This window comes from Agarivorans sp. (assembly GCF_050295395.1).
GTDB lineage: Bacteria > Pseudomonadota > Gammaproteobacteria > Enterobacterales > Celerinatantimonadaceae > Agarivorans.
Genome location: NZ_JBNKPP010000107.1, coordinates 1 through 14,055, shown reverse-complemented (window position 1 = coordinate 14,055; position 14,055 = coordinate 1). Strand labels below are relative to the sequence as shown.

General features: G+C 46.8%; 13 protein-coding genes and 1 pseudogene. 9 read left to right on the top strand and 5 right to left on the bottom strand.

What is annotated here, in order from left to right; translation table 11 throughout:
• A pseudogene (locus tag ACQY6Q_RS06625) lies at positions 1 to 204 on the top strand (alkaline phosphatase family protein); the annotation flags it as partial.
• 2 nt (positions 205 to 206) lie between these two features.
• Here ACQY6Q_RS06625 and ACQY6Q_RS06620 read toward each other — a convergent pair.
• Positions 207 to 1,382: an MFS transporter gene (locus ACQY6Q_RS06620; protein ID WP_427979355.1), complete on the bottom strand. Its 1,176-nt coding sequence runs from the start codon at positions 1,380 to 1,382 to the stop codon at positions 207 to 209.
• Between the two features lie 311 nt (positions 1,383 to 1,693).
• On the opposite strand from ACQY6Q_RS06620, the gene ACQY6Q_RS06615 reads away from it, so the two are divergent.
• The gene (locus ACQY6Q_RS06615) at positions 1,694 to 1,864 is read left to right on the top strand and encodes a PA3496 family putative envelope integrity protein (protein ID WP_188407405.1); all 171 of its coding nucleotides are present in this window, start codon (positions 1,694 to 1,696) and stop codon (positions 1,862 to 1,864) included.
• 92 nt (positions 1,865 to 1,956) lie between these two features.
• Here the strand turns inward: ACQY6Q_RS06615 and ACQY6Q_RS06610 are convergent, their stop codons facing one another.
• On the bottom strand, positions 1,957 to 2,307 hold the full coding sequence (locus tag ACQY6Q_RS06610; protein ID WP_427979353.1) for a DUF2750 domain-containing protein: 351 nt from the start codon (positions 2,305 to 2,307) through the stop codon (positions 1,957 to 1,959).
• A gap of 204 nt (positions 2,308 to 2,511) precedes the next feature.
• Here ACQY6Q_RS06610 and ACQY6Q_RS06605 point away from each other — a divergent pair, with 204 nt between their 5' ends.
• Positions 2,512 to 3,252 (top strand): substrate-binding periplasmic protein, encoded by a 741-nt coding sequence (locus tag ACQY6Q_RS06605; protein WP_427979350.1) that lies wholly within the window; start codon positions 2,512 to 2,514, stop codon positions 3,250 to 3,252.
• 22 nt (positions 3,253 to 3,274) lie between these two features.
• On the opposite strand, the gene ACQY6Q_RS06600 is transcribed toward ACQY6Q_RS06605, so the two are convergent.
• Entirely contained in the window at positions 3,275 to 3,550 is a 276-nt protein-coding gene (locus ACQY6Q_RS06600) for a DUF3634 family protein (RefSeq protein ID WP_427979348.1), read from the bottom strand.
• A 179-nt stretch (positions 3,551 to 3,729) separates the two neighbouring features.
• Here ACQY6Q_RS06600 and ACQY6Q_RS06595 point away from each other — a divergent pair, with 179 nt between their 5' ends.
• The 4 genes from ACQY6Q_RS06595 to ACQY6Q_RS06580 all read left to right on the top strand — a co-directional run bounded on the left by ACQY6Q_RS06595 (position 3,730) and on the right by ACQY6Q_RS06580 (position 8,502).
• Positions 3,730 to 4,674, top strand: coding sequence for an endonuclease/exonuclease/phosphatase family protein (locus ACQY6Q_RS06595; protein WP_427979345.1), 945 nt, complete (start codon positions 3,730 to 3,732; stop codon positions 4,672 to 4,674).
• A 133-nt stretch (positions 4,675 to 4,807) separates the two neighbouring features.
• Positions 4,808 to 5,173: a 5-carboxymethyl-2-hydroxymuconate Delta-isomerase gene (locus ACQY6Q_RS06590; RefSeq protein WP_427979343.1), complete on the top strand. Its 366-nt coding sequence runs from the start codon at positions 4,808 to 4,810 to the stop codon at positions 5,171 to 5,173.
• 100 nt (positions 5,174 to 5,273) lie between these two features.
• Positions 5,274 to 6,212: a formate dehydrogenase accessory sulfurtransferase FdhD gene (fdhD, locus tag ACQY6Q_RS06585; RefSeq protein ID WP_427979340.1), complete on the top strand. Its 939-nt coding sequence runs from the start codon at positions 5,274 to 5,276 to the stop codon at positions 6,210 to 6,212.
• A complete protein-coding gene (locus tag ACQY6Q_RS06580) occupies positions 6,202 to 8,502 on the top strand; it encodes an FdhF/YdeP family oxidoreductase (protein ID WP_427979337.1) in 2,301 nt (766 codons plus the stop codon). Before fdhD ends, ACQY6Q_RS06580 begins: the two co-directional genes overlap by 11 nt.
• 13 nt (positions 8,503 to 8,515) lie before the next feature.
• On the opposite strand, the gene ACQY6Q_RS06575 is transcribed toward ACQY6Q_RS06580, so the two are convergent.
• On the bottom strand, positions 8,516 to 10,297 hold the full coding sequence (locus ACQY6Q_RS06575) for a putative bifunctional diguanylate cyclase/phosphodiesterase (protein ID WP_427979334.1): 1,782 nt from the start codon (positions 10,295 to 10,297) through the stop codon (positions 8,516 to 8,518).
• A gap of 483 nt (positions 10,298 to 10,780) precedes the next feature.
• Here ACQY6Q_RS06575 and ACQY6Q_RS06570 point away from each other — a divergent pair, with 483 nt between their 5' ends.
• Positions 10,781 to 11,728: a LysR family transcriptional regulator gene (locus ACQY6Q_RS06570; RefSeq protein WP_427979332.1), complete on the top strand. Its 948-nt coding sequence runs from the start codon at positions 10,781 to 10,783 to the stop codon at positions 11,726 to 11,728.
• Positions 11,729 to 11,896: 168 nt separating this feature from the next.
• A complete protein-coding gene (locus ACQY6Q_RS06565) occupies positions 11,897 to 12,460 on the top strand; it encodes a hypothetical protein (RefSeq protein WP_427979329.1) in 564 nt (187 codons plus the stop codon).
• 48 nt (positions 12,461 to 12,508) lie between these two features.
• Here ACQY6Q_RS06565 and icd read toward each other — a convergent pair whose 3' ends face one another.
• On the bottom strand, positions 12,509 to 13,762 hold the full coding sequence (gene icd / locus ACQY6Q_RS06560) for an NADP-dependent isocitrate dehydrogenase (protein WP_427979327.1): 1,254 nt from the start codon (positions 13,760 to 13,762) through the stop codon (positions 12,509 to 12,511).
• Positions 13,763 to 14,055 lie beyond the last annotated feature (293 nt).

Below are 14,055 nucleotides of genomic sequence, written 5' to 3'. Positions count from 1 at the left end.
AATTGGTTTACTAAGCGCCGCGGCATGAGGGTGATTCCTCATCGTCCTGAGCATGCGGCTAGCGGAGAACGTTTGCTTAATGCATCGGGGATCGGTTTGTTAGAGCTTAGCGACGACGGCTCGCCGCAAGCGGTATGGCAGCTCACCAGCAAGGGCGAGCTGGTGGCTTTTGAAATTGACGAACTTAACGCCCGCTGGGAATAGACTTAGACATCCAAAGTGGGAGGAATATGGCTGCTTCTAGCACCTTTGGCGAGCATCAGTAGCATATAAATAGTGCTACTACCGAGAATAGCGCCAAAGTAGTAAGGTAACTGGGCTAGTGAGTCACTGGCTAACTCTGCGGCGATGGGGCCCACGATGGAACCTAGGCTGTAGATAATCAACATCATTTCAGTAATGGCAACAATCTTATCGGTGCTTTGGTTTAGGCAAGCCTGGCTAATCGCGATGGGGTAAAGGGAAAACGCCGCCGCACCTAATATAAACAGGCTCAAAGCTAGGCTGTAAATGGTGTCGGCGAGTAGCATGCTAAGTGCTGCTGCCACCCCAACCAAGGCAACCACAGCTTGTAATAGGGTTTTATTGTAGTTGGCTGACAGACGGCCACATAAGGGCTGTACTAACATCCCACCGAGTATGACGCTGGCCATAAGTAAGCCAAGGTCGTCTTTCCAGATGGTGAACTGGTTAATATAGCTAGGTAGTAAACCGTAAATAGGGCCCAAGACTAAACCAGAAACCAAGCAAGCGATTAATCCAGATTGACTTAAGTGGCCGATGTCTGCCAAAGAAAGGGCGCGGTGTTGCGTCGCTGGTACACTGGTATTTGCCGTAAATATTGGTGCCACCAAGGCGAGGGCAAGTAAAACACTTACCAGCAGAAATGGCAGCGCGCCGCTAACGCCAAAACCGCTAATTAATAGCTGTCCAAGGGCATTGCCCGCATATAGCGTTACCATATATAAGGCCAAACGCGTGGTGCGTTGCTTATCGTTGTCTACCATTAACAGCCAAGATTCTACAACAACAAAGATGCCTGCGGTGGCAGCGCCAGCAATGGCTCTTAGCACTAGCCATGCAACTGCATGGGGGAAAAAGTACATGAGTAGTACGCTAGCGAGTAAGGTGACCAAGCAAATGATGAAGCTAATACGATGCAAGCAACGACGGATCAGTGTTTGTGCTTTTAAGGCTCCTAACAATAAGCCACCAAAGTAAGCACTGGCTAGCCAAGGGCTTAATTCTTCTGCTAAGGAGAACGGCGCTAAAGCCAGCGGGATTAGGCTCATTAAATAACCAGAGGCAACTGAAAACAGCGCCAATCCTAGTAACGGGCTTAAAATCCCATGCAGCGCGGAGCGTTCTGATAGTCTAAACATGTCTGACTCAAGGTATCGAAGAGAAGAATAGGGTGAGCTGAAAACGGCGCGATAATGGCAGTAAAAAATGCCAAGATAAAACAAACATTATTTGTCGTCACGATTATAAAGTTTTGCTTAGCGTTTTTTACTTTATTTATCGATTAAATTATTGTTTTTTATGGTTTTTGTAGCCATTTGCTCAGCTTGATAAAAAATATTGACCAAGACTTTTTTTTGCTGCAAATTGATAGAGCACCCAAGCACTCTTTTAGCTAGCGCTGGGTCAGCAATAAGCTTTATTATTTTTAGCTAAAATAAGGTTAAAGAAGATGAAATTCTCACGGTTTGACGATATTGATGAGTGGGATGAAGAAGACAAGGCCCACCATGTTAAACAACATAAGAAAGTTAAGAACATGGCGCGTACTCGTAGAAGAATAGATGAGTACCATGAAAAGAGGCAGTTAGACGACTATATTGCTGATTATACTAGTTATTAGACAGTTTTGACTGTTCAATTAGGATTGCTTTGGTAATCGAACAAAACAATGCCACGCTCTTGCGTGGCATTTTTTTATGTTGAACCGTCGGTTTATAGTTCGGCTTTAGCTAGTTGTTTGGCCAGCTTAAACGGCTCTATCTCATCACCCACAAGGTTCTGGTCTAAATCTAGCGCTAACATTACTTGGTCTTGGTCAAGTCCGGGTAACCACTCTTCAAAGAAGGTTTCCACATTAATGGCCACTGGCTGGTAGTCGCTCCAGTCTTCTACGCATAAGGCTTGAGCTAGGCTTTGGCTGGAAAATATTGGCATTACATCAGTGTCATCAAACTCGATGGAATCGACTACCACAAATTCGTCGTCGACACTGAGCACCCATAACTGACCGCTTTCAATAACGGCTTGGCTAAAGTCTGAAAGACTGTGGTTTGACTTACTCATGTTATTCCCCTTAGTTGTGGAGCTAGATAGTTACTTATTGGGCCGGTTTTAGCAATGCTTATGTGGCTCAAACAAGGGTAGCCAAAGCTTGAGGGGAAAAGCTTGGCGCTTAGGTTTATTTTTTTGATAATTTTTGTTACTAATGTTAAACCTAGTTTGAATTAATTTTCAAAGACTTAATAAAGAAAAAAGGATTTTTCGCTAATGACAGTCTTAAGGCTAGCACTGTGTTTATTGGCCTTATCCAGTGTTGCAGTCAGCGCCTTGACCAATACTCAGTCGACGTGGCGAGTGGCTTATTCAACCAAAGCTACTCTGCTTAGCAATCAAGTGATGCAGTTGTTTGTTGAACAGGCAAAGGTTTACCATATTGATTCCTACCTGCCGTTTGCTCGTCGAATACGAAGCTTGCAGCTGGGGGAAGTGGATATTTCTGCAGGCCTAATTAAAACTAGCGAGCGAGAGCGCGATATCTACTTTCTGCAGCCTCCCTATTTAACTTCGGCGCGCTACTATTTTGTATTGCGTAGTCAGGAGTTGTTGCCTCTAGAGCGCTACCGCGATCTGTATGCTTTTACTATTGGGGTAAAAAATGGTGCTAAGCATTTTCGTCGCTTTGACGAGGACCCTCTGATACAAAAGCTGAAACTCAACGATCATAGCGCATGCTTAAATATGTTGAGCCGAAAGCGTGTAGATGTTTGCTTAGTGCGAGATGTGGGAAGGCATCTGGCGCAAAATGCTCCTCGCTGGCGCGGGCAGTTTAAAATAGCGCCTTATCAAACCGCCTATGATAGTGAGGTTTACTTTGGGGTATCTCGTCATTCACCACTATATGCTCAGCGCCAGCAATTAGAGCATTTGTTAAGTGAGTTAGTCGAGTCGGGGAAAATGGCCCAGCAAATCGAAGAGTTTTACCGAGTCCATAACATCCAAGCCCCTTAAGTTTTGCCGTTCGCTTGAGGGCTTAGCGACGCTTAAGCCCTGCATCGTTCTTTGGACTGGGATTGGGTTTCCACACATTACGTAGCCGCTGCAAAATATTATCGGGGATGGAGCTGGAGCATTCCAAGTTGATTTGTTGGCCGCGACGCATGCCGTAAATTTTTCCTTGAATGGCCTGAGCACTGCGCTGGATTAGTTTAATTTCTCTAATAAAATAATCAGGCACTTGGCCTTTTTTTACGCTTACTCTTATGCCATCGACTTGGATGACAAATGCGGCAGTAATTGCTTTTAACATGCTGTTATTGGCCCACTAATGTCCAAGAATACTAAGCTTTTATCTTAAAATAACTTGACCGCTATGGCTAATCTGTCAATTTAAGTCTGAGCGGCTCGACGAGTCGCCAGCGGCTTTTCGCTTGCTACGGCGAACAGAATAAAGCAAAGTGGTTTAGTTGATTAGCAAGTCGAGTAACCGTGATTAAGTTTCTCAGTTTAAACTTATTGAATTATCTGGCTCCTCCCTATGCTGCTTACGAGTTTGATAACATTCTCGATGCTAAGCAATGGCAGCAAAAGCAAGCCTGGTTAGGCCGCCTGATTAAGCAAGCGGATGCCGACGTGATGGCTTTTCAAGAGGTGTTCAGTGCCGCTGCCTTGGCCGAGCAATGTCGGGCTTTGGGCTATCGGTATTTTCTTGCTACCGCTAGCCAATTAGATGCAGGCAGTCATGTGTATCGTAAGCCAGGTTTGGCTTTGGCCAGTCGTTATCCGCTTCGCCAAGTCGCTTTGTATCACCCCGCTAGCGGCGAAAAATTTAGTCGCCAGCCCTTGGTAGCAAAAGTAAAATTGCCACAGCTAGGCTGGATAAAAATCTATGTGCTGCATTTAAAGTCGAAACGACCAATCTTAGATGAGGCGGCAAACCAGCCGCCGGGGGATATCGAGCAGTACTTAGGGCGTTGGCAGGCCGATAAGCTCCGCACCCAGGAAGTCAGCTGTTTGATGGAAGACATTTTACTTTGCCGTAACCACAAGCTAGAAGCGGTGATGGTAATGGGTGACTTCAACGACGATTTGTCTCAGGGCGCACTTCAGCATATTTTTGACCCACCTCTGCCCAGTCTAGAGCCCATTGAACAAGCATGGCGTTTACATGATGCCTACCTGCTAAGTCCCAATAATGAGGCGCGTCCAGCCACTCATTACTGGGGCGGAGAAGGCAGCGTTATCGATTACATCTTGCTGTCTGGAGAGTTCTCTAATGATTACCAGCAGCAAGTGGCCGAGGTGCTGGCTTACCGCTGTTTCGACCGTCATTTAACCCATGCCGATTACGCCACAGACAGTCAGGCTAGCGACCATGCTGCGGTAATGGTGGAAATAAAAGCTTGGTTTGACGATAGTGGCGATGCGCAGTAGTGAAGTTAGGCCACTGTAAATATTGTTGATTTAAGCAATAAATAAAATGCTGTTAAATATTTTTAACTGTCATATTTTTGGTCTTTAATAAAAACCTGAATTGATACGGTACGGTAAATCATAAGGAAAAGTGATGCCCCATTGCGTGATTGAATGTCCAGCAGATTTGGCTAGGATAGTGAATTTTGATGTATTGGTTGAAGCCGTACACGATGCCGCCGAAACCTCGGGCTTGTTTAGTGCCGGTGATGTGAAAGCGCGTTTAGTATTAGCTAATCACTACCGTGTAGGAGGAAAAAGGGCTCCCTATGTGCACATTAATGTGCACTTGCTGAGTGGGCGCAGCGAATTTCAAAAACAAGCGCTAGCCAAAGACATTGCTCGCGCGGTGTGTGCCTTGTTACCGCAAGTAGAGATGATCTCAGTTGAGGTGCGCGACATTGCGCTGCAGGCCTATGCTAATCGGGCTTCTATTGCTGGAGTGAGCGAAGCGATATAGACCTCACAGTCACCGCTTAAGCTGGGGTAAAGTGCTGGTGTTGTGGGCCGCATTTGATTAGGCTGAAGGCTAAGTTGTTTAGCGCCTGACTAGGAGTTGTATGCTAGAGCCTAAGCCTGTCTGCAAAAGAAAAGTATTTCAATTAGAGCTAGACTTGCTAGATGCTGCCGCTCATCGACAAGTAGCTTTACGGCGTTTTACTCAGCAGCTTGAACATGGGCTTCCCAGCCAGCTCGATAGCATTGCCATAGAAGAGCCATTACAGCTATGGCTGAACTGGTTTTGCCATACTCGGCAAGCGCATCAGCAAGCCGAACTCAGCCTCACTATGCGCACTCCCGGTCAAGATTTGGCCTTAGTGCTTGGCTTTCTTTTTAGTCAGGGCATTATTGCTGGTTTGAGTGACCTGCAGCAACTGAGTTATCACCCTGCTAGTCACTCCGAGCAACAGTTTGACTACAACCAAATTGATATAGAACTTAATCCTCAGCTAAATTTTCAGTGGGCAGCGCTGACGCGTCATTTTGCCAGTTATTCAAGCTGTGGTTTATGTGGCGCTAGCTCGGTCAAAGCCTTGGCGCTGCAGCAGCAAGGCCATATCGATAACACTCCAGCATGGTTGGATGCCCAAGTGGTTTATCAGTTACCCACGCTTTTACAGCAGCAACAAAAGGTGTTTCAGCAAACCGGTTCAGTGCATGGCGCGGGCTTATTCGCCAACGGTCAATGGTTGGCCGTGGCGGAAGACATCGGGCGGCACAATGCGGTAGATAAAGTGATTGGCCAAGTATTGCTGGATCAGCAAGTCGCGCCGCGCTCGGTATTAGTGTTAAGCGGGCGAGTCAGTTTTGAGTTGATGCAAAAGGCCGTAAAGGCCAATATTCCGGTGGTGTTGGCTGTAGGGGCGCCGTCGAGCCTGGCTTTGAAAGTGGCGCAGCAGTTTAATATTACCTTATTAGGGTTTGTTAAAGCCCAGCGTTTTAATGTGTATCACGCCCCGTGGCGGATTGTAGAGGGTGGTAAGCAATATGAGTCATAAACCGTATAAGGGCGCCGCCGGTGGGTGGGGAGCCTTAGCCAGTACCGCAAAACATATAATGAAAAGCGAGAATGTCGCTAAAAACATCAGAAACTTATTAAAAACCAATCAAGACCATGGCTTCGACTGCCCCGGTTGCGCTTGGGGCGAAAAGGGCAATAAAGCTACCTTCCGTTTTTGTGAGAACGGAGCCAAAGCGGTGAACTGGGAAGCCTCGGCGAAGCGGGTGGATAGCCAATTTTTTGCTCAACATTCGGTGGCTTGGTTGGCCAAGCAAAGTGATTACTTTTTGGAATATCAAGGGCGTCTCGCCGAGCCTGTGGTGTACCAGCCGGGTAGCGACCACTACCAAGCTATTTCTTGGGATGAAGCTTTTCAACTGATAGCCAAGCACTTACACCAACTAGAGAGCCCCGACCAAGCTGAGTTTTATACCTCGGGGCGGGCCAGTAATGAGGCGGCCTTTCTTTATCAATTATTTGTTCGTCGCTACGGTAGCAATAATTTCCCCGATTGTTCCAACATGTGTCACGAGGCCAGTGGCCACGCCTTAAACGCTAGCATTGGTGTGGGTAAAGGTACGGTGACCATTGAAGACTTTGAATTGGCCGACGCCATCTTTTTGTTTGGTCAAAACCCCGGTACTAATCATCCACGCATGCTGGAAACCCTAGCCCATGCAACCCAGCGGGGCGCTAAAGTGGTGGCGTTTAACAATTTAAAAGAGCGTGGTTTAGAGCGTTTTGCCAATCCGCAAAAGCCCCGCGAGATGCTAAGTGGAGGCGCAAGCCCTACTACCAGTCATTATTATACGCCCAAGCTAGGCGGTGACATGGCAGCGGTGAGAGGGGTGGTGAAGATCTTGCTGGATCGCCATCATCAGGCTTTACTGCATGGCGAGTCGGTATTTGACCAAGCCTTTATCGAGCAACATACCGAAGGCTTAGCTAGTTATTTAATTGAAGTTGAGCAAACTCATTGGGATTTTATCGAACAGCAGTCGGGACTAACTAAAGCACAGTTAGAATCGGTCGCTGACATTTATCAACAGTCCGAGCGAGTGATTATTGCTTGGGCAATGGGCATTACCCAACATAAGCATTCGGTAGCAACGATTAACGAGATCACTAACTTGCAGTTGTTATTTGGTCAAGTTGGTAAAGACGGCGCAGGGCTTTGTCCGGTGCGCGGTCATTCCAATGTTCAGGGGGATCGCACCATGGGCATTAACGAAAAGCCCAGTGCCGAGCTATTAGCCAGTATTGAACAAGTGTTTGGCTTTACCCCACCAAGAAAACCCGGGCATAACGTAGTCCAAGCCCTAGAAGCGATGCTAAAAGGCAGTAGTAAGGTGTTTATTGGTTTGGGCGGAAACATACTGGCTGCTGCGCCCGATACTCAGTTGGTAGAACAGGCCTTGGCTAATTGTGAGCTTACCGTTAGCATTGCCACCAAGCTTAACCGCACTCACGTTAATCCGGGGAAATACTCGTTGATTCTGCCTTGTTTAGGGCGTACCGATGTAGATATGCAGGCCAGCGGCCCGCAAAAGGTCACGGTGGAAGATTCCTTCTCGATGGTGCATGCATCACAGGGTTTGGTGGATGAAAGCCGCCATAACATGCGGTCCGAACCGGCCATTATTGCCGGCATGGCCAATGCGGTATTGGGTGCCTCGCCAGTTGAGTGGTTGGCTTATATCGACAACTATGATCGTATTCGTGATGATATTGAGCGAACTATTCCGGGTTTCGAGCACTTTAATCAACGGCTACAGCACCCCGGCGGTTTTTATTTATGCAACAGCGCTCGTAAACGTTTGTGGAATACCGCCAGCGCTAAGGCGCAGTTTATTAGCCATGCCTTACCCGAAGATGTGGTGCCTGCTTCAATAAGAGAGCTCAGCGATAATCGTATTTTTATTTTGCAAACGCTACGCTCTCACGATCAATACAATACTACGATTTACGGTTTTGAAGATCGTTACCGAGGCATATATAACGAGCGCAAAGTGCTGTTATTGAATGCCCAAGATATTGCTGACTTAGGCATGAAAGACGGTGATTGGGTCGATATTGAATCGCTTTGGCCTGACCAGCAGCAGCGTAAGGTGCAGGCGTTTAGGCTGATCGCCTACGATATTCCACGGGGCAATGCGGCAGCCTACTTCCCCGAGGCGAATCCGCTGGTACCTTTGGCCAGTAAGGGCGATTTTAGTGATACCCCTACCTCCAAATCGGTGGCGGTGGTTCTCACGCCTTGTAGCGCCCCGCCAATAGAACTGCGCTGAGGACGAGATTAGCCTAACAGCCCCTGATTAATCTGGGAGCTTCGTTGGAACTGAGCAGCTGTTGTACCGCCTGCTCAGTTAAGGGCTTGGCAAAGTAGTAACCCTGCAGATAGTCTACGTTTAACTGGCGTAGGCTAGCTAATTGTTGTTCGGTTTCAATACCCTCGGCCACCACCGAGTAGCCTAAAGCTTTGGCCATTTGCATCACGGCGGTGATAATGGCATGGCCGCTACCGTCGATGTTATTGACGAAGGAGCGGTCAATTTTCACCGTATCTACGGCTAAATCTTGCATGCTGGATAAGGACGAATAACCAGTGCCAAAATCATCGATGGAGACTTTTACCCCTAGGTCTTGTAAGGCTTTTATCTGTTCACTTAAGAAGCTAATGTCACTGGTGAAAACCGACTCGGTCATTTCAATATGCAGCCGTTCGGCGCTAAGTTGGTAACGCTCTAGCAGCTTAACCACCAAGGCTACAAAGTCGTCATCTTGAAGTTGCACTACCGAAACATTGACACATACTGCGATCTGTTTGGGCCATAGGCTGGCAGTTTTACAGGCTTGTTCTAGTACCCAAGCGCCAATATGGCGTATTTGCCCATATTGTTCGGCAATTGCGATAAACTCGTCGGGTGGAATATTTTCATGGTTAAGCGTCCAGCGGAGTAGCGCTTCAAAATACACCACATGGCAGTCACTGGCCCGTACAATCGGTTGATAAAGCAAATGCAGTTGGTTTAGCTCTATGGCTTCACTTAAGCCATCTTTAAGGGTGAGTTCCCGATGAATGCGCTTTTCTAAAGTTTTAGAAAATACTCCAACATAAGAGGGGGCACGTTTCTTTTGGGCATACATCGCGGCATCGGCTAGACGGATTAAGCTATGTTCGTCGAGAGAATGTTGTGGATAGAGGGCAATACCTACCGTTGCGCCTACGGTAAAGCGATTATTTTCAAAGGTATGGGCCTCTGAAAGAACATCGATGATCTCTTCGCCCAGCATTCTAGCCGCGAATTCATCGCAGTTTTCCATAGCCATAACAAATTCGTCGCCGCCCCAGCGGCAGAGCAGCTCTGGGGTAAAGCTCATCTGTTTTAAGCGTTGGGCGGTTTTGGTTAGCACTTGATCGCCAATGTCGTGACCAATCGCATCATTAATTTTTTTAAATCCATCGAGGTCGACAAACAAAACCGCTAACGGAAGTTGTCGCTGCTGGGCCTTTTTTAGGGTTAACTTTAAGTGTTTAAGAAAGGCGGTGCGGTTGAATAAGCCGGTGAGAGGGTCGAGGTTCGATAGTTGATAAATGGTTTGGGTGCGCTGTTCAACTTGCTCTTCCATCTCATGAACCAGCACCGCATTTTGGTTTTTTAGCAACATCGCTTGGGCGGTAAATAGCGCCGTTTTTTTGGAAATGGCAACCATCACCACACCAAACAATAGGCCCAAAATCCCCAACATGCGTTGTTCCTGTATCCCCGAAGCGATCAGAGCAAGCGAGGCGGGAACTAATAACACAAAAGAAAAAAAGATAGCTGTGGGTTTATGTCCAGCTAACACGGTGGCAGAGCCACCGGCCATGGCCGATACGATAATCAGATGAGCACTTAAATTAATGTCGCTGGTATTGCTGTTGACGATGACCGTGACCACGTAAACCGACCACATAATGGCGGTAAGATTGGCGCCAAATACGAAACGATATACGGCTTTTTTGCCATCGAAGTGAGGATCTTTATTGGGGCGGGTCCAAATTTTCCAGTCGATCAGCCTTACGCACAGTAGGCTCATCATCAGCACCCACCAAATGTATTTAAATTGTTCTGCTGCTGGAACGCTGAAGCTGAATACCAGAAAGGTAGAAGTTATTATGGATATGAGTATTCCCGGTAAGGCATTGTCGTACAGCAGCCTTGCCGCATCTCTTTGAATACTTACATTTAGCTCGTTGTTACTAATAACCGCTTTCCTTTGCTATCACAATCGGCAGGGCTTTATCGTCGAACTTTATTTTTATTATCGATGCCGTCTGTCTGTGTTTTTCGCTTTCGAATTATTGGTTGGCGGCGCGGGTTTTATCAAGCAGTTTCTACCGTATTCGTGAGAGCGGGCAGTTTCTTTATAGGCAACATTAAGCTTGCCGCTTCAGCCCATTGTTAGCACTTTAATGGCTGATTAACCGCGAGTTATCACGCTTTGGGGCGAGTAGGCTTTACTCACGCTTTACTTAGAGATTATATAAAGCGGTGAATGGAAAAATATAAGTGCATAGATTCTATGAATATACGAAAGGTCGACCTCAACCTGTTGGTTTACTTAAATGTATTGTTGGAAGAGCGTAATGTGTCTCGCGCTGCGGCGAAGCTGTCGTTAACTCAACCCACCATGAGTAATGCGCTAAAACGTTTACGCGAATTATTTGATGACCCTTTGTTGGTGCGCACCGCCGAAGGCATGACCCCCACCGAGAAGGCCAACAAGCTTAAGCCAGAAATTGTTAGCTTGTTGAGTATGGCAGAAAAAATCACTCAACCCGATAAGAATTTTTCTCCTGCCAAAAGCCAGCTTAGTTTTCGCATTATGTGCAACGACTATATTGAAGCTTGTTTGCTGGCGCCGTTTATCCAACAAGTTTTGCCTAGTGCCCCCAATATTACGTTTGACCTGTATGGGCCGGGGGATATTCGCCTTAGCGACATGGAAAAAGGCCATATTGATTTAGCGATTAACCGTTTTAATAGCCTGCCTAAGAATTTTCATCAATTAAGTTTATGGCGAGACAATTTCTGTTGTCTGGTACATCACGATCACCCTTATGCCACTAGCCAGAGCTTAGACGCTTACTTGGCGGCCGAACATGTATCGGTGAGTCGAGCCGGTTGGGGGCCGGAGAGTTCGTTGGCTAACCGAGCCCACGAGCATAAACTGTCATGGGTCGACGAGGCGCTGGCGCAGCTAGAGCAAACGCGCAATATACGTGTTTATAGTCGACACTTTTGTTTGGCGGGTTTGTTGGTGACTCAACCGCAATTGATTGCCACTTTACCTAGGCGCCATGCCATGTTGTATCGGAACAATCCCGACTTACGGATTGTGCGGGTACCGTTTCAGGTAGTGCCCATAGAAAGCAAAATGATCTGGAGCCCCTTATTGCAGCATTCTAAGGCTCATCAGTGGTTGCGTCGTTCTTTAAGTGAATTTGCTGCCAGCGTGCCGGACCGTTAAAACATGTAATAGCTTAGTTTTTAAAGACCATTATTCATAAAATCTATAGTTTGTATTGAAAAGTATAATTTCATTTTATTTTACCAAGGCGCTAAGTTAACAGTGAGGCTTGCGTAACAAAGCGCTGTTATAACGATAATGATACTAGGTGAAATAAGGAAGTTGGCTATGAATACAAAAATAGAGAGCGAACAGGGTTACCAACATAGAGACCGATTATATGTTGACGCAAAGATGCTGAAGTTTATCGAGCAACAACTTATTGTGGCTAGCCAGCTAAGTGCAAGGGTGTTTTTTGATACTTTGGCTACCTTGCTGGATGAATTTGGCGGCACTTATCGTCGCCTAAATCAGCAAAGCCAAGAAATTAGCAGCCAGCAACATCTGCAACAAGCGGAGTTGAGCTTACGCCAACCAATGCGCATTAATATTAGCGCGGGCAATAGTAAGGCGGTACTTGATGAACATGCTTGTGCCACGCCTAGTTGTATCTTGGATGCGCTAATCACCACTTTACTGGCCGAACAGCAGCAAATGATTTTATCTTTGAGTACTCGTACCGTTGAAGAGGCGAAGTTATTTGAGGCGGTGTTTAAACGGGCGCACCACTTGCTTGGCTATAACAGCCGCCATGTTGAAGTGAACCCACCAGTAGACAACGTGAGTTGCATTGCCCAAGCGCGTAAGCGTGCCGAGTATGTTGTTACGGAAGGGCTGTTGAATCATGCTTAGCGCATCAGCAAAGCTAGCCAAGTACCCACTTGGCTAGCTTTGTTAGCATTAACTAAAGTGTTTAATAATCTCATCACCAAAAGCTGAACAGCTTATTTCGCTGGCTCCGTCTATCATTCGCGCAAAGTCATAAGTTACCTTGCGAGCGCTAATCGCACCATCTAAGCCTTGGCTAATTAACTCTGCGGCTTCCTGCCAGCCTATGTGTTTTAACATCATCTGGGCGCAGAGAATAATAGAGCAGGGGTTGACCTTATCTTGACCGGCTAGTCGCGGCACGGTGCCGTGGGTGGGTTCAAAAAATGCCACCTCACTGCTCATGTTTGCACCTGGCGCAATGCCAATGCCGCCAACATGGGCTGCCAGTGCGTCGGCTAATAAATCACCATTTTGATTCATGGTGGCTATTACATCGTAAAGTTCAGGATGCAGGGTGACCTGCTGAAACATGCTGTCGGCGATAATGTCTTTAATGATTAGGGGCGCTTGGTGCTGACGAGGGATTTCTAGCCAGTAACCATTGTTATGCACTTGGGCACCAAACTCCTGCTCGGCGAGTTCATAACCCCAATTTTTAAAGGCCCCTTCGGTGAATTTCATGATGTTGCCCTTATGCACCAGAGTTACCGAGTCTCGCTGGTGATCTAGGGCATATTGAATGGCGTGACGAATCAGCCGCTTTGAGCCTTGCTCCGAGATATGCTTAATGCCAATACCGCAATTTTCACTAAAGCGTAATTTATTCACCCCCATTTCTTGCTGCAGGAAGTCGATCACTCGTTCAGCTCCGGGGCTGCCAGCTTTCCATTCTACTCCGCTGTAGATGTCTTCTGAGTTCTCACGAAATACGATCATGTCAGTTAATTCAGGGTGTTTTAGCGGCGAAGGCACGCCTTTAAACCAGCGAATGGGGCGAATATTAACGAATAAGTCCATCTCTTGACGTAGCGAGATATTAAGCGAACGAAAGCCGCCACCAATAGGTGTGGTTAAAGGCCCTTTTATGGCGACGTGATGTTCGCGGATCGCCGCTAGAGTCTCCTGGGGAAACCAATCTCCATCGTACATATTGGCGGCCTTTTCTCCATTAAACACCTCCATCCACATAATTTGGCGTTGCTTGCCATAGGCTTGCTTTACCGCGGCATCCACCACTTTCAGCATGACCGGCGTAATATCTACGCCTACGCCGTCACCTTCAATGTAAGTAATGATGGGTTTGTCGGGAACAACCAACTCCTGCTTGGCGTTTAAGACGATTTTTTCTCCGCCCGTGGGCTCGCTTATATGTTGGTAGGGCATGCTATAGCCTGCTGTTGGTCGCGTTTAGTTAGACTCTACTAGGCTAAATTTCCTCTCGCAACGTTGAGTCTAATAAGAAGTGAGCTACCCGCTGTTTTGCTTTGGCTTAAGGAGTTTTACCGCTTAATAGCTTGGTTTGTTTGTGCCTTAAATTCCTATGTTTATAGGTTTTTATTCTGTTTTTGTGTTGTATTTTTTCTGCTTTTTAACTTGAGTTTATATATTTACATTCCTCTTTTGTGTTGTTGCTATCTTCCAATTGTTTGTTTGTTTTTTGTGATTTTATAGGTTTT

Bases quoted from the DNA above. Each gene is read 5' to 3' on its own strand.
- ACQY6Q_RS06580 (WP_427979337.1), top strand. From the start codon at position 6,202: ATGAGTCATAAACCGTATAAGGGCGCCGCCGGTGGGTGGGGAGCCTTA.
- ACQY6Q_RS06600 (WP_427979348.1), bottom strand. From the start codon at position 3,550: ATGTTAAAAGCAATTACTGCCGCATTTGTCATCCAAGTCGATGGCATA.
- ACQY6Q_RS06620 (WP_427979355.1), bottom strand. From the start codon at position 1,382: ATGTTTAGACTATCAGAACGCTCCGCGCTGCATGGGATTTTAAGCCCG.
- ACQY6Q_RS06565 (WP_427979329.1), top strand. From the start codon at position 11,897: ATGAATACAAAAATAGAGAGCGAACAGGGTTACCAACATAGAGACCGA.
- ACQY6Q_RS06605 (WP_427979350.1), top strand. From the start codon at position 2,512: ATGACAGTCTTAAGGCTAGCACTGTGTTTATTGGCCTTATCCAGTGTT.
- icd (WP_427979327.1), bottom strand. From the start codon at position 13,762: ATGCCCTACCAACATATAAGCGAGCCCACGGGCGGAGAAAAAATCGTC.
- ACQY6Q_RS06610 (WP_427979353.1), bottom strand. From the start codon at position 2,307: ATGAGTAAGTCAAACCACAGTCTTTCAGACTTTAGCCAAGCCGTTATT.
- ACQY6Q_RS06615 (WP_188407405.1), top strand. From the start codon at position 1,694: ATGAAATTCTCACGGTTTGACGATATTGATGAGTGGGATGAAGAAGAC.
- ACQY6Q_RS06570 (WP_427979332.1), top strand. From the start codon at position 10,781: ATGAATATACGAAAGGTCGACCTCAACCTGTTGGTTTACTTAAATGTA.
- ACQY6Q_RS06575 (WP_427979334.1), bottom strand. From the start codon at position 10,297: ATGATGAGCCTACTGTGCGTAAGGCTGATCGACTGGAAAATTTGGACC.
- fdhD (WP_427979340.1), top strand. From the start codon at position 5,274: ATGCTAGAGCCTAAGCCTGTCTGCAAAAGAAAAGTATTTCAATTAGAG.
- ACQY6Q_RS06590 (WP_427979343.1), top strand. From the start codon at position 4,808: ATGCCCCATTGCGTGATTGAATGTCCAGCAGATTTGGCTAGGATAGTG.